Below are 15,336 nucleotides of genomic sequence, written 5' to 3'. Positions count from 1 at the left end.
AGCGCGGTCCTATTCAGCATGATCAAAGCCCACCGTTTTTCTTTCACTTGAACCCTCTTTAAATGGCTTTAAAATATCATTTAAAAGCCATTGCAGATTCAAAATAATTTCCTATCTTTATGCAATTGTTAGGCTGCTATACCTGACACCTCATCCGGCTTCGTGTACAGCATCATGTCTGTATATTTAGCTTGATAGTTTACGCTTGCACTAAACTCCACTTTCCTGCATTCCTTGAATGGGCTGCCGACAAATGGGTTTCGGTCCATCCAGTCGCACAGTTCTAAAATGGAGGACTTGTTCGAGGTGAAGTACACGAACGAATGCCCTTTCAGAACGGTTAGTACATCCAGATAGTCAGCCAGACGCCAGAACATCTTGTAAGTACCCACCTCGGTGGAGAGGTACGGCGGATCAACCAGGAACACCACACCCGGAACATCTTTGTAACGTTTGAATACTTCCTTGTAGTCTTCGCTGGTTATAGTCAGTCCTTCCAGATAATCCTTTGCTTCGGGATAGTCTGTCTGCCGAATCCTATTGTAGATGGCTTCTTTCTTCATTCCTTCCAAACTGGTCACATATTTCATGGCGAACAACAAGGATGCGGAAACCGTGATATAATCCACGTAACCGTGCTCTTTTTCTTCCCTCTCAATACGAGCAAACATTTTATCGCGAACCTCCCCGGTTATACGTTTGTTTCTGGGTTCCCCTTCAGCTATCCGACGCAAATCGGATAACAGCACATTGGTGGCCGGGATATTTACAAGTCGGCAGCGGTAGTTGTCGAAGTCATTATACACAACGGTGGCATCAGGCCTGACACATTTGGTAATATGTGACAGCAGGCCCGAGCCGCCAAACAAGTCCACAAACACGGTGCTGTCCGGGAACTGTCCCAGCACCTTGATAAATTCCCTCGCAAACATGCGTTTCTGCCCCACGAAAGGAAGCGGGGCGGACAAATACATCTTTCTCATTTCATTCTGCTTTAAAACGGCCGCAAAGGTCCACAGAATAAACGAAAAACAGCGGGAAACATGAACTGTTCCCGCTGCAAGACATATACAGCAAACTACACGTTCAACCCGAAGCGGACCGTCTCGTCACCGGCGATCAGCGCACGGGTGCCCGGGATATTATTCTCGTAGATATGTACATTGCCCAGATAGAGAGTGATCGACTTCAAGGGAAGTTCTATCTGCCGCGCCATCAGGTACAGGTGGTAAATATCGGAAGGTAGCCCGAGGTTTGCGTCACTGCTGCGCTGGTAGGCGGACAGAACCAGTTCACCGCCATCTAACTGGAACTGTACCAGACTCAAACAGGGTGCCTGGTTGCTCTCGGCACCGGTTTCGCCCAGAAAAAGCACGTAGTTCTTGCTGTTGCGCCTCTCCCGGTTAATTTTCGCTATCAACGGAGGCAGCTTCTCGAAATAGGTCGGGTAACTGTTCACCAGGATGGAGCCGCAATAGTCCCACCAGTTGATGCCGGCCTCCCGGTACTTCTCCACGTTGCGCTCACCCTGCATAAATAACTGCAACTCGCTGCGGAGCTTCTTGCGGGCGATATTATGCCCCTCGAATATGTCAAGCAGGTCCGCCGGTGTCAGTGACAGCTGCTCGTTCAGAAGGTATTGTATATTTCCCTTCTTGTTGGTCTGTGTTTTTCCCGTGGCAAGAATCTTGTCCAGGATACGGTAATACTTGTTCATAGCCATTTCCTCCTTCTAAATTTGAAACACCCTAAAGATAAGGGGAAACGGCACTCCCTACGACATAAAACAACCCGTTCACACTGCAAGCGTCTTGCAGTCGCTCTGGAATCGTTTCACCAAGGCATAAACCTTACGTTCGCTCACCGAATACTTTTCGGACAATACGGCCACAGCATACGAGACTTTTTCACCTTGATCGAGTAGGCGGGTATAGTCCGCGTACAGGTCGATATACCGGGCATCTTCCAGACGGATGCCGGCCGCCTGAAGCCTTTTCAACAGCTCCCGGTTAAAGTTTAATATCTCAATCACTTTCATACAACAAAAAAATTATATCTTTGCATCGCCAATCATTTTTTAGACAACAAAAAAAACGTCAAACCGTGACAGAGGGTATTTGCCCCCGGTCGCGCGGTTTGGCGTTTCATGTTTATAAAAGTGATTGGCGTTACTTTTTAACAGGCCGGGGGCTTTTTTCTTATCCTCCCCCGAAGGATTTATTCCACCCGGTACTTCTCCGGATCAAAAGCGTCTTTCTTCCTCCAGCCGTCAGACAGCGTGTCCTGAACATGCTTCATGGCTTTCGTGTAGAAATCGGTCAGTTCCTCCAGTGTGACGAACTCCCGATATTGGGGAACCTCATCCGTACCGAACTTGAATGTCACGGGAAGCGTAGCACCACCAGTCTGTACGGCCAGATCATACGCTGCCTTATAATTGAACTGGTTTTCACTTGACAGCCATACCGGCATACCTTCATAGAGAAAACCGGAAAGTATCTCACGGTCAATTTGCTCATTACACCAGTCTGTAATGACGGACTTTATAGTATCCATGTGAGGTCTGCCGACAAAGCCTTCCTCCATGTAGGAGGCGGATCCGTCCTCACGTTCCTGTACATCCCAGCGGATGCGCCATCTGTTGCGTGCCGGGCTCACGCACTCGATCAGTTTTATCCCGGATGTTCCTTCTACCCGTTTCATGTAAATATGTATTTAGTTCGACCCTTGCCGAAGGTTTCCGTCTTGATGGTGGTCTCGAACGGGAAGCCGTCGGGCATATCCTTCACTTGCAAGAGGATGTTCTTCATCTCCTCGCTGTTGGTAAAGAACTTTTTCGGTTCACCGTTCATCTCAATGGCCACGATACAGCGGTCCTCGCCCTGTTCGGTCTTGATGCCCGTCTCGAAGTCCTTCACCACAATCGGTAAGTTCACCAGCTCCCGGATGCTTACCACCACCCCGGGAAAACGTTTCTTGCCGTCCTCCGGCTTGTAGGAAACGTTCAAGTCTTTAAATGATCTCATGTCTTTGCCTGTTAATTTTTTAAACAACGTATGACAGTCGGCGTGCTTGGCCATCCCGTAGAACGACGCTATCAGCTCACGCCTCCTCCTTCTCGATTTTACCTCGTGCATTTTTCGGGCGAACTTCTGCTTGATGCGCTTGCGAAGGCGGACATGGTCCGCACCGAAAGTCACATACCCCAGAAAGTCGATGCCCTCGCCCGGCGGGAACACGCGCTCGTTCCCCTTCACCAGGAGACCGGCACACTCCATGCGCCCGTGGACGGCATCACGAATCTTCCACAGTTCCGCTTTCGTTTTACCCAGTACGACGCCGTCATCACAATAGCGGTAGAAATGACGCACGGCATACCTGTCCTTCAGATAATGGTCCAGATACACAGACAAAAGCAAATTGCCCAGCCCCTGCGAGCTGCGCAGGCCGATACTCAGACCTTCAGGCATCAGGCGGATAAAGCTCTCCAGCATGGTCACGAGCTTTGCGTCCTTGAACACCCGGCTGACGCAATACATCACAAAATCCTGCTTCACGCTCTCGTAGAATTTGGTGATGTCAAACTTGTAACAGTAACGTGTACCATCAGGGTCTTCGGCCATGTCACGGCGGACATACGCCAGGAGGTCGTGCATCCCCCGTCTCTTGATACTGGCGGAGGTGGTACGGATGAAACGTTTCCGCAGATGGCGGTCCACCACCGCCATGATGGCATGCACGGCGATGCGGTCCTTCATCGGGATCACCTGAATGCGGCGTAGCTTGCCGCCCTCGATGATCTCGCGTTCACGGTAGTCCTTCACGCGGAAAGTACCGGATGCGATCTGCGCGACCAGCTCCTCCAACACCTCGGGCTTATGCGCGAGCAGATAGCACCCCTGGCGGCTGCGTTTACGCTTGCTGCCGCGAAGGACCTGCCGGAAGGAAGCCTCCATGTTGGAAGGCTCCACGATCTCCTCGATGATATACCCAACCCTGCGCATAAATTACTGTTTATTGCTTTTAATACGGGGCCTTCAATCCCCCGGGCCCGGCTTCTTCGAACCGTTTCCGGCCTACCAAACCCTACCCGACACTTTATTTTTCAGTTTTCCGGCCCTTACGGACCGCTGTTACTGCGGCTTGCCCCCCTCGGCACCACGGTGGGGACAAGTCCCCGGTGTTGTACGCCGATTAAAATTTCCTTTCGATTGTTGTTCAGACGAGAACCGATGTTCGTGTTCGTATTCGAGGAATCGTTGTTCGCATTCGACATCGAAACACCGCCATTCGGGTTCGCGTTGTTGTTGCCACGATAGACCACACGGCCTATGGGGAGGCGCCACCTTTCAAATGCAAAAGTACTATTTTCAAATTATTATTTAACAAACAGATACAAAACCTGACGTCAAAAAAATATTTTTCGACGGGCTGACGCCCGTAATGAACGGCGTTCCCCTGCTCGGGGAACACCGGATGTTTTGTCGCTTCGCTCCCGCTTTGACGCTTTACGCGGCCGATCATGCAACCTCGCTTATCGCTTTAAACGCCACGGCGCTCGACGCCTTAACGAGCCGGCCGCGGAAGGCCAGACGGGAACCGACATACGTACACGCATACGAAGCATCGACGCTCGCACTCGCATACGACACACCGCCATCCGCATTCGCATAGTAGTACCCGCGATAGACCACACGGCTGGAGGCAGTGGATATGTAGTAGATGTCGCAGTAATTTGTCGAGGAGGAACCCGAAACGGAACCCACCGGAATCACGTCCATATATTTGCCATGCGCCACGGCGGTAATCCAGATACCGGAGCTCACGGAACCCTTAACCAGGCGGGTACTGCCGTCAGGCATCCAGATGCGCCACTTCCCGGAATTGCCCGTGTCATTAGGAAGATCCACGCCGTCCATCATGTCATATTTATGACCATAGATGTCCTCGTAGCCAAGGCAGCAAATATTATTCACCTGCGTAACCGTGGCCCCGCCGTAGTCATCCTTCTCACGGTACCACGCATACTGGTGGACGGAGTTTTCTATCAGGCTGTTCGTCACATTAGGGTTGATTGAGGAGGCTTCCTCGTAGCCGATCGTGTCCGTCATACCGCGGCTGGCAGTACCACCCGTAGTACGGTTGTTCGTGTGAGAGCCCGCGCCGCATTGTTCCTGGCTGTCACGACGACCGTACTTCGCGTAGAAAAGATTCGCGATGCGCGAGTGCATAAGGGCATCAATCTGCTGCATACCGCGCTGGACACTGTAATAGTGGAAATCAGCCCAGGTCATGCTCGCCGTAGTGCTCCCGCCGGTAATGCAGGCGCGAAGTTTGGAACCGACAACACTGCTGCCCACAACGGCACACAAGTGCTCGTCATTAGGCACCCATTCGGGTTCCATATCCTCGATCCTGTCACTGTTAGAAAGGACAACCTTATCGAACTCTGCCGTGTTCAGAATGGAGAAGTGAAGAGCAGTGGCACCCTCCGGAACATCGGCAATCAGGTACATACCGGCCTCGAACTTGTTGCTCAAGGTAGGGACGACGATTGAACTGATGACCGTGCCGGAATCGTCTGTGAAAATGCTTCCGACAAGGCTTGTACCGGGAACGCTCGGGAAACGCACACGCTTGTAACCGTCCACGTTCACCTTGCATACCGAATACGTACTGTCAGTACTGTAGCTGTTCGAAAGCGTATCCTTTCCGCTCATGATCTTACGACCGGAAAGATAACCGCCACTCGTGCCCTTAATGTCGTCAAGCGTAAGGACGTCAGCATCCGGAACGGAAGGCATGTTATCCGAACCGTTACTGCTGTAACAGGAGTAATGCTTGCCGTTCAGGTAATCATTGATACCCTTGCTCCAGAAGAAGGGCTCGTACATCATCCAGTCACCTTCAGTGCCGTCCAGTCTGGCAGCCGTGCCGTCGGCGTACTTGTTGCTGTCCGTGTCGTCCAGCGGGTAGTAGGTCATCTCACCGTCCAGGTTGTTCACCGTGGTATCAACGTTCGCCATGTTCACACCCCGCGTCGTCGCTTTTTTAGTCACTTTAGCAAGTACACGGTGACGCTGCTTCAGGATGGCGGAAATATGACCGCTCACCTCATACGCGTTGTCATACTTGTAGCCGGTACCGTTGTCAAGGTTGCTCACGTTCGCGTCATCCGATACCTCGTCGTCGAACTCGATCATCGTGTATTCCGGCTGCCGGATATTCAGTTCCGGGAAGTGCGCCTTCAGAGCGCTGTACGTATCGTCATCAATGTAGCGCGTGAGCTGTACCGTACCCACCAAGGCGCACGTGTCCGTAGTGTTGCCATCGGAATCCACACCGCCCATCCCGACAAACTTATCCAGCCACGTACCGTCATCCTCGCGGTCAATACCGGTTACTCTGATACGTTCCACACCCGTGCAACGGCCCAGCAGGGTTTCCCAGTCAATACCTGGACAACTGTCAAAGATGAAGGTCTTCACCTTGCTGTAGCTTTCCAATGTCAGCCCGCCGGTGGTCAGTCTGCCCAGATATTCCAGACGGAGGCTGGTCAGTGTACCGGGAAGGTGGAGCAGCGTCACGGGAGAACCCTTGGCTAGCACCACGCTCTGCACCTGCGTACCGCGGGCCTCAAGTTCTTCCAGCTTGGTCTGCGCACTCAAATCCAGCTCGGTACTGGTACTTCCCCCGGTTTTCGCCTGTGCCTGGTTACGAAGGTTGAGTTTACGTAGCTGCTTGCAGTTGCCGATGTTCAACCACCAGCCGGTACTGCCGTTGCCGGAACTTTGAAGGTTCAGTTCGCGCAGCACGGTACATTTGCCCAGGTCGAAAGCGTTTTTCAGGTGGTCGGCGGCCCCGCTCATATCCAGCACCTTCATACGGCTCGCGCCATAAACCCTCAAGGGATCGTTCACCGTATAGGCACCGGTGATGGAAAGGCTCGCAGCCGCATCTTTCTTGATGATGCCGGTATTCCCTATATTCGGGCTGTTGTTCGTACCGTAGCCGAAAGCATAAACCTCGTTGGCCGTAATCTTCAGCACGTCGGGGGTGTCAGCAGCCGTACGTGCCAGATAGAGGTCGATGTTGTCACTGGTGAAATTGCTCGTGCCGTACTTAGCATCCAGAAGGGCGAAACGATTACGCACGAAATATTCACGGTGCGCACGGTTACTGCCCTGAAGGGCGTAGATGAACGGCCACACCTTGCCGTACATCTCCTGCGTGGCGGGCAGGATGTACTTCAGCTCGCCGCTCTTGTTATAGGCACGGTCGCACCAGTTGCCCGCCTGCTCCACGTTCAGCATGTCCAGGACACGGCTGGTGGTAAGTACACCGCGAAGAGCCTGCGCCTGTGTCTTCAGGTCAGCGTCCAGGTTGGCCAGAACGAGGTTCCAAAGCCAGCTGTCACGGCCTTCAAAGGCATATTTCCCGGCCTCGGCGTCATAAGTGTCGCGGTCGGTGGTGTAGTCATACACCAGGAAACAGTCGTTACGTTTTCCCATCTGGGTATCACCGTCGTAGTAGGTGATGTACCATATCAGGCCGTCCCACGTGCGCAGCATCATGTTCTTCGCACGCTGGTCAACGGCAAGGAAATAGTCCGTCCAGAGGTAATACGTCAGCAGGAAAGCCTTGTCGAAATAGTCACTTATCTCGTCCCTGAACTTCTCGCTCTTAAAAGTGGAGAGGTCGGCGCTCGTCGCACCGTCCGGAACACACGAGCGTATCCATGCGTACAGCCGTTTCACGGCCGTACGCTGCGACTCGTCAAGGCCCGCCCATTTCACATCATCCGGAACGTTGGTCTCGGCACCGGCATCAAACACCTCCTCCAGATGAGCGTCACTTGTGGTCTTGAAAAGGCACATGGCCTCGGTATTGTTCAGCATTTCCAGAGTGAGGGGACAGGCAGGATCGTAACCCTCCACGCCACTAAGGCCGAACAGGTCGCCGCTCTTGCTTTTCTCGTTGTTGAAGTTGTATTGCCCCACATAGTTGTTCTCGCCGTCCTCCGCAGCCGCCACAAACATGTCGATAGGCACACCGTCGATAGCGGTACGCACGGTGACCGCGTTCAAATCGCTGCCGCCCGTCTCGTACTGGTAACGCTGCGGAGGGGTGAGAAGCCCCATCTCCTTCAGCACGTCGTTGAACAGTTTGGCACCGCCTGTGTTCAGCGACATGGACGAGTCGGAATAATCACTCTTCAGACAGATCAGGTTCATGGCGATGCCACCGGGACGGACGGGATATTTCTTTTCCGCCTGCTCCTTGCCGCCAACGGTGAAGCTAAGGTTCGTGCCGCCCTTGCTGATATAGATACGGATGTTCTTGCTCGGATATTTCGTGGAACTGGTACCCTGAATACGGATATAACAGTCACGAAGCACGAAGTCGTATTCGGATCCGAAAGGGGAGTAATAGAAGATATCCGCCGAAAAGTCCGTCTTCTTGTTGTTCTCGGCATACACGTCATCGAGCTTGTTCTGGCGCACGATACGCAGCACCCCCTTGCCCTTGGCACGCAGCTTGTCCATATCCACAGTGTCGGTATCACCCAGGATATCGTTCTCCTCATACAGCGCGATCATCTCCTCACCGTCCGCACTGTCCACCATCCGGTTCTCCAGTTCCTCGTCGTCACTCAACCGGCGGGTATAGATACGCACGCTCTTTACCTCCACGTCCGCCCCGGCGCTGTCAATGGTGATATATTTCGGATTGTCCTGGCGGAAGCTGAAGGCGTTGTCGTAGATGTCGGCACCGGTACGGTTGCCGTCCACATAAAGCTCCATCAGACGGCTCTCATTGCGGGTACCCACCATGAGGGCCACCTTGATCCACCGGTCTTCCACATAATTCGTGCCCAGCTTGATCTCACGCTCCACCAGCTCGTCGTCCTCGTTGGTATAGGACACTTTCTCACCGGTCTTGAAACTCGTTTCCGAAGGGGTGATATAAAGCCCCTTGCCACTGTCGAGACAGTCCACAACTGCGGTATCGCTGTCAGTGGGATTGCTTACCCGGAGGGTCAGTTCAATGGTCAGCCCCGTACTTTTCACATCGGTGGCAAAGGGCCGGTAGCCGATGACGGCTTTCGCACCGTTGGTCAGCTTCAGCGCCTCACCCGTCCAGCCGTTGCTGCTCCAGTCAAAACCCTCGAACGTGGTCTCCACGCCGTTCGACTCCCATGTTCCGGGGTTACTCTCCCCGTTGCTGCGGCCCGCCGCGTCAAGCTTGACCGCCAGGCCGTAGGTGGCCTCGCTGATATCGATACCGCTCTCACCCACGTCGATGCGCAAAGTGTACCCGGTCGGACCGGCTTTCAGGACAAGCGTCTGCGTGCCTTCCTCGGTAAACCGGTTACTGTAGGTCATCATGCTGCGGGGAGCGCTCACGGTACTGCTCTTGACGCCGTTTTTCCAGAACTCCACTTCAGCGGGCACACGGTCGGGATCATAGGCCACCCAGTCGAAAGTGAGCTTCTCGTAGCGGCCGGCTTCAAGGACCGGCTCCAGATGCTCGTCCCGTCCGAGGACATGCCCGTCGGCATGAATGAGCTTCAAACCGATGAAGGGCGCGCCGGTTCCGGCCTTCAGCAGGTCGATATGGATGCTCTCGCTTTTCAGCGTGAGGTCGTCAGTTTCCATCTCGGCCACCAGCTGGGCGGTATGCCGCCCCACGGACAGGCCGGTCATGGAAACCTCGAAACTGCCGTTCGTCGTGCCGCTGCGGGTGACCGTATGCGCGTTCTGCTGTACACCGTCCACGTACAGGCTGACGGTTTTCGTGCCGGTACCGCTCACGGCGTAGGGTATACTCGCGGAATCATAGGTACCGTAACCGCCGTTCTGGATGGTGGCCGCCAGGTTGTAACCGCAGGAAAGGGACAGGGTGACGCTCTTCACGCTCACGTACGCCTGCTTCTTCTGCGCCTTGCCCGTGGTGGGATCGGTAGTCTCGGCAATGACGTAGATATCGCTCGTGCCCACCAGCAGGTATTTGGTCAGGTCAAGGGTATAGGTACCCTTGCTCACTTCCTTCAGCGAGGAGGAATAAGTGGTGGTCGTCCCGCGCTTCACCTGGATGGTGACGGTCGCTTTCTGTCCGGTACTGCTACCCTTGTCATCACCGCCGGCAACCTGGTGGTCATAGGTATAGGTAAGTTTCACCGCTCCGCCTTCCTTCACGGTTTTCTTGTCGGTCTCGGCAAGCAGCACGATCTTGGTGGTGGAGGACTCACCGCCGCCACCGCTGCCGGCCGGGATGTCAACGCTCGCGATCTCCGCCCCGCTCTTGTTGGTCAGCGCAAGGCGGACACTGCTCTCGTCGTCGCTCACTTCCGCGCTCATGCCGAACACGGTACCGGCTTCCACCTCCTGGAATTTGGCGGCGACGGTCTTGTTCTGGACGGGATTGGTACTGTCGGCATCCAGGCTCTCGTCCACTTCCAGCTTGTCGATGGTCAGATCCACGTTGCCCTCGCTGTCGGGAACTTTCTTCTCGCCGTTCACCGTCAGGCTCTTCATCGTTCCGGCACCGCCGAAGTCCTCCCAGCTCGCCTCCTGCTCCCAGCTCGACAGACTTGTCCCCACGAACTGTTTGGTCTCCCATTTGCCCTGCGAGACTTCATAGGTGATGCAACGGCCCTTGTAACGGTATTTCTCATCCACGGCACCGATCGCGGAGGAAAGGACATAATAACCGCTCTCCAAAGGGACTTCCGCCGTCACATTATACGTGTTACCGCCACCGCCCGTACCACCGGGAATATCAACGGAGGCAATCTCCGTCCCGGTCTTCCCCAGCAGGGTGAGTTTCACCGTGTCGTTCTCCTCATCAGGGACGGCCGTCATGCCACCGACCAAACCGTCGTTCACACCGGCGGCGGCATCCTCCGCCTGTTTCGCAGCCGCGGATGCCGCTGCCGCGGCGGAATTTGCAGTTTCAGCAGCCTGATTGGCGGTACCGGCCGCATCAGACGCCATACCCGCAGCTTTATTCGCCAAAGCCGCAGCATTATCCGCTTTCGTGGCAGACGCATTCGCCGTGGCAGCGGCATCATCGGCCGGTTTACGCAAAAGGGTGAGCGGAGCACTCACCAGCTCACTGCCGCGAAGGGCGGGGAGACTTTTGATATTGTCAAGGGAGCTGACCTCCACAAGTTCATCAACGCTCTGGCTCTCGGCCTTGATAGCGTTCAGGATGTCGTTCTTAAGTTCCGTTTTCTCCGATTCTGTAAGTGCCATAAGTTATTCCTCCTTTTTTATTGTTGTCAGTCATTGTAATAATGGTATGAAAGCGCGCTGAAGCCAAGGATGCACCAGCCGCACTTGTTCAGGCTGTTAATGATGGCGGGCTCCTCCCAATCCTCGCCCGTGTAGAGCAGGAGGAAGCGGTTCACGGAGGTGACGTACAGCCAGTTCCTCTCCGGGTTCTCCGGAGCGGAAGAAAGCTCTCCCTTCCACGTGATGCGGAGATCATCGGAAGCGCCGCCGTAAACGGGGAACTCCACCCACGCGCCGTACCAGTAAAGGTAGTTGCGGTTCCTTTTCGTGTCGTAGTAAAGCCATCCGCTCGAGGGGGAAGCGGGGGGACCGGCCGACGCTCCCCGCCACGAAACCAGGTCCGCAAGGATTCTCCCGTTCAGCTCGGGGGTACCGACCAGCTCGATGATCCCGCTGATCCAGTCGATCCTGTAGGGGTCGGAATAGGAAAGCAGCGAATCACTGCTAAGGTTCACGTTGGAACCGCGGAGCAGCGTGCCGTCGTCCACACGGACGGAGCTGTAGCGGATAGAGCCCACCGTACGCGTATAGGGAGGGTGGCAGCCGTTGTAAAGGGTTACGCGCGAGCCGATATAACGCACGTCGTTCGGAAGGATGATGTCCGCACCGTTCGACGAACCGGCCATGTCCACCTTCAGGCTCAGCTCACGGCCGATCAGGTAGCCGGCCTCGCCGCGGCCCGAGCAGGAGGTCAGGACGGCGTCGCTCGACTCCACAAGGTGGAAGTTCGTGCGGATATGCCCGGAGAACGTGCCCGCGTTCGCCTCGATGCTCCCGTCCTCCAGGATCTTGAAATTATCGTTGGCCGTCACGAGGCCCTCCAGCTTGACGCGGTCACCGGTCAGCTTCACCACGCTGATCTTGTTGCCGTCAGCGTCCGTCCCGTCCACACTCACGCCGATAAGCGCCAGTTTCCCGTCCGCGTCCTGGGCGTAGATGCCCGCGCCTTCAGGCTTCACCACAAGCCCCGTCTCTTCCAGCATATTCTCGTCACGGTCAAAGACGGCGGCCGTTATCTTCACCAGACGCTCCGACTGCTCGAAAAGCGTCCGGTAGCGGTGTGCAAGGCTCTCCACCTTGTCAGTGGACAGCACGAGCATATACAGGTAGATGTCACCGGTAAAGGACAGTTTGAAATCACCGGTACCGTTCCAGAGGCCGCTACAGGTGTACTGCACGTAACCATCAGTTGCAGACAGTTCCTCCTCCACCTCCAGGCTGTTGAAGTTCGCGAAACCCGTCTTGTCAACGTCCAGGAACTGGACTCTTAGAGTCCCTTTGGTTGCGCAGCGGTAGAAGAAGGAAAGGTACACCGGCACGGCCTCCTTCTCCCCGTCACCGTTCACAGGCATGGAGGGGATGCTTTTCAAATTCGCCCGTTTCTGGAGGATGTACTTGTTACGGATGTGCACCACCGTCCGCCCGTCATCCACCGTCACGCTCGCCCCGTCGCCCTTTCTGGTCAGTACGTTGTTGTTCGCCCAGATCCATTTGTTACCTGCCAGGAAGAACACCGTCTCGTTCTCCGTGTTCCATTTCTCCAGCCCGTCATCGAAGGCGGGGTTGTTCAGGTAGCCCTTCTCCGTGGCGAAGTCGTTCCTTAGGGCGGTCACCGCGCTGGTGATGCGCCCCTCCACGATCTCGAACTTGGTCTTGATGTCCTCACCGGTCACCAGAAGGAAAGTCCCGCGCAGGTAGGCGTTGTCGCTGTAAAGGCCGTTGCCGTGCGGCTGGTTGTCAGCCGGGAACCAGTCATCGCTGATGCCGTCCAGGTTGCCCAGGCGCGCACGAAGGCAGCCGGTGAAGTTCTTCGCCTTCACCCCGTCCATCACGTCCACGCGGGGCTGACCGTCCTCGGTGGCGGAGATCAGGATCAGGTTCTGACGCAGCGGGTTCTCCGTGTTGCCCATCAGCACGCACTCGTCACCGGCCTCCGGAAGGGAACCTGAAAATTCATCCTCACTTACGAGAATGGAGTCACCCTCCACGCCGGCCACCTCCACCCAGTACCCTTTCAGGTTCCCGCCGCTGAACGTGGCGCAGCGCATCAGGTCATGGGCCTGGAAACTGTTGTCCTGCTCGAAAGTGATCCTCCAGTAACCGTCCTCAAGTACGGCGGTCTTTATTTTCCCGTTGGCGGCGCTGACGCACAGCTGGCCGCCAACGCTGCGTACCTTCTCGATAAGCAGCTCCAATACTACCATGACCTGGCGTACCGTCAGCTTGTCGATGGTAAGATGGGACAAAGCGTCCTCCATCCACAGCCGCCACCCCTCACCGAAAAGACCGTCCACGAATTTCGGGCTGCGAAGGAACTCACGCACGACAAGGGTCAGCAACTCGGCATTGCCCTTGTCATCAATACCCGCATTATCCTCCTGTCCGAAAGAGGCTCCCGCTTCGAAGGTGATCTTCCCCTTTGCACGGTCATTCTTTTTTTTGCTGATGTGTTCCGCCTGACTTCTCCGCGCGGAAAAAAGATTGTTGTCCGTAGGCAGTGTCTTGTCCCAGCTACGGATAATGTCAGGAAGCGCGGCACCCTCCGCCTTTGACTTCGTATAGTTTTTCAGTTCCCCGATACTGTCATTCACCCGTTCAAACGCACCACTATGCAGGGCATCGCTGATCTCGATGTCCATCTCCCCGGGTTGGTTCACCTTCCGGGTAATTTTCGTGATGCGGCTGCTGCGATAACCGGTTTCGGGGAAATACTCCTCGCTTTCAAGTCTCACACGGCGGCCTACGGACAGGGAAACACCGTTCTCCTCAATCCACACATGGTCGGTCGGGGCCTTGTAAACGGCAAGATCCTGCCAGCATTCGGTATTGAACTGTTCCACCGCCGTAAGAAACTCCTCCTCGGCAAGCGGGTAATATTCGTCCGGCATACGGATATTCCAGAGAATATAACGGTCACCGGATTTCGGAATAAGTTTGCCGCCGGGGAGTTGCGTGTCATCATCATAGGGCCATATCGTAATAATCTCGAACTCACGGGTGGCACTGTTGAAATTCACCTCGAAATAGTGGTCCTCACCCTGCCCCAGTCCGGAAAGGTCACCGTCCTGGAACGATACACGTTTGGTCTCGTCGGGCAGCTCGTAATCGTTCGGATCGAAATTCAGGCTGTCGTCCCTGAAATAATAGACCGTGAAAGGGTTGCCGTCGTCATCTTTCACATCTTCGCTGCGCACACTGCTGACAGCCCCGATCCTGCGGGGATAAATGCCGCTGAAGGCGTCTTGCTCGTAACGGTCATAGATGCCGTACTCCTCCGTATGTATCTCGACATATTGCCTGCCCCCCGGAAGCATCAGGCGGCTATGCCCGTATTTTGACGGATCTATGTTCCGCGTGCTGCCTACCGGGAACAACCGGGTATAAAAATTGTCGGTACCCGTCGTGTCGCGTTCGATTCCGGTCAGTCCCTTCCCGTAGCCCAGCGTTATTTCCTCGCCATGCTCACACCGGCACACGTTCACGGTCTGGCCTTCCACCCACCATTCAGCCTGCCCGCCGACCGCTTCGGCTATCTCTTTCAGGGCTTCGTTGCAGTACTTCCCCTCGTAATCGATGACGATAAGGTCCGTACCGTCCACCCGCCCCACTTTCCAGTCGGTGGTGTGGTTCATTCCGTCATTGATACACTTCACGATCATGGCCACGTGTTCACGCGGAGTCGCTGTCAGCGTGAACACAGGCTCGGTGTTCCCGTCGGTGGTCTCCAGCACAAGAAAACGTCTCACCAGGCTCTCGATACCGTAAAACTTCAAATCATATACCCACTCCTGGCCGCTCTTCTGCTTCGGGATGTACCGTTCGGTCAGCCAGTAGCGCTCACCCTCAAAGTCCACCCGGTCATTCACGTCCAGGGCGATATATTCGTAATGCGTGAAAGAGAGTGTCAGGACATTGTCACCCTGCACCTCCTTCACCTGGGTGGAGCTGTCGCCCGCCTCGATATCGGTCCGTCTGTTGCCGTTGCTGTCATAGATGGTCAGCATGTCTGTATCTTGTTTAAACGTCGTTTGAATAGGGT

The 15,336-nt window shown here is 55.2% G+C and carries 7 protein-coding genes; all 7 read right to left on the bottom strand.

What is annotated here, in order from left to right:
* Positions 1-128 precede the first annotated feature (128 nt).
* The 7 genes from LPH68_RS02650 to LPH68_RS02620 all read right to left on the bottom strand — a co-directional run bounded on the left by LPH68_RS02650 (position 129) and on the right by LPH68_RS02620 (position 15,301).
* Entirely contained in the window at positions 129-983 is an 855-nt protein-coding gene (locus LPH68_RS02650; RefSeq protein WP_004326018.1) for a DNA adenine methylase, read from the bottom strand.
* 95 nt (positions 984-1,078) lie between these two features.
* A complete protein-coding gene (locus LPH68_RS02645; RefSeq protein ID WP_004326020.1) occupies positions 1,079-1,723 on the bottom strand; it encodes a thymidylate synthase in 645 nt (214 codons plus the stop codon).
* A gap of 72 nt (positions 1,724-1,795) precedes the next feature.
* Positions 1,796-2,038, bottom strand: a complete 243-nt coding sequence (locus LPH68_RS02640) for a hypothetical protein (RefSeq protein WP_004326021.1) — start codon at positions 2,036-2,038, stop codon at positions 1,796-1,798.
* A gap of 179 nt (positions 2,039-2,217) precedes the next feature.
* Positions 2,218-2,703, bottom strand: a complete 486-nt coding sequence (locus LPH68_RS02635) for a hypothetical protein (protein ID WP_004326022.1) — start codon at positions 2,701-2,703, stop codon at positions 2,218-2,220.
* The gene (locus tag LPH68_RS02630; protein WP_004326023.1) at positions 2,700-4,004 is read right to left on the bottom strand and encodes a reverse transcriptase domain-containing protein; all 1,305 of its coding nucleotides are present in this window, start codon (positions 4,002-4,004) and stop codon (positions 2,700-2,702) included. Before LPH68_RS02630 ends, LPH68_RS02635 begins: the two co-directional genes overlap by 4 nt.
* A gap of 516 nt (positions 4,005-4,520) precedes the next feature.
* Positions 4,521-11,258, bottom strand: a complete 6,738-nt coding sequence (locus LPH68_RS02625; RefSeq protein ID WP_230296850.1) for a hypothetical protein — start codon at positions 11,256-11,258, stop codon at positions 4,521-4,523.
* A 26-nt stretch (positions 11,259-11,284) separates the two neighbouring features.
* Positions 11,285-15,301: a hypothetical protein gene (locus LPH68_RS02620; protein ID WP_005932379.1), complete on the bottom strand. Its 4,017-nt coding sequence runs from the start codon at positions 15,299-15,301 to the stop codon at positions 11,285-11,287.
* Between the last annotated feature and the right edge of the window lie 35 nt (positions 15,302-15,336).

The organism is Bacteroides sp. 1_1_30 (assembly GCF_020982715.1).
GTDB lineage: Bacteria > Bacteroidota > Bacteroidia > Bacteroidales > Bacteroidaceae > Bacteroides > Bacteroides xylanisolvens.
This window is presented reverse-complemented; position numbering and strand designations above follow the sequence as displayed.

Bases quoted from the DNA above. Each gene is read 5' to 3' on its own strand.
- LPH68_RS02650 (WP_004326018.1), bottom strand. From the start codon at position 983: ATGAGAAAGATGTATTTGTCCGCCCCGCTTCCTTTCGTGGGGCAGAAA.
- LPH68_RS02645 (WP_004326020.1), bottom strand. From the start codon at position 1,723: ATGGCTATGAACAAGTATTACCGTATCCTGGACAAGATTCTTGCCACG.
- LPH68_RS02640 (WP_004326021.1), bottom strand. From the start codon at position 2,038: ATGAAAGTGATTGAGATATTAAACTTTAACCGGGAGCTGTTGAAAAGG.
- LPH68_RS02635 (WP_004326022.1), bottom strand. From the start codon at position 2,703: ATGAAACGGGTAGAAGGAACATCCGGGATAAAACTGATCGAGTGCGTG.
- LPH68_RS02630 (WP_004326023.1), bottom strand. From the start codon at position 4,004: ATGCGCAGGGTTGGGTATATCATCGAGGAGATCGTGGAGCCTTCCAAC.
- LPH68_RS02625 (WP_230296850.1), bottom strand. From the start codon at position 11,258: ATGGCACTTACAGAATCGGAGAAAACGGAACTTAAGAACGACATCCTG.
- LPH68_RS02620 (WP_005932379.1), bottom strand. From the start codon at position 15,301: ATGCTGACCATCTATGACAGCAACGGCAACAGACGGACCGATATCGAG.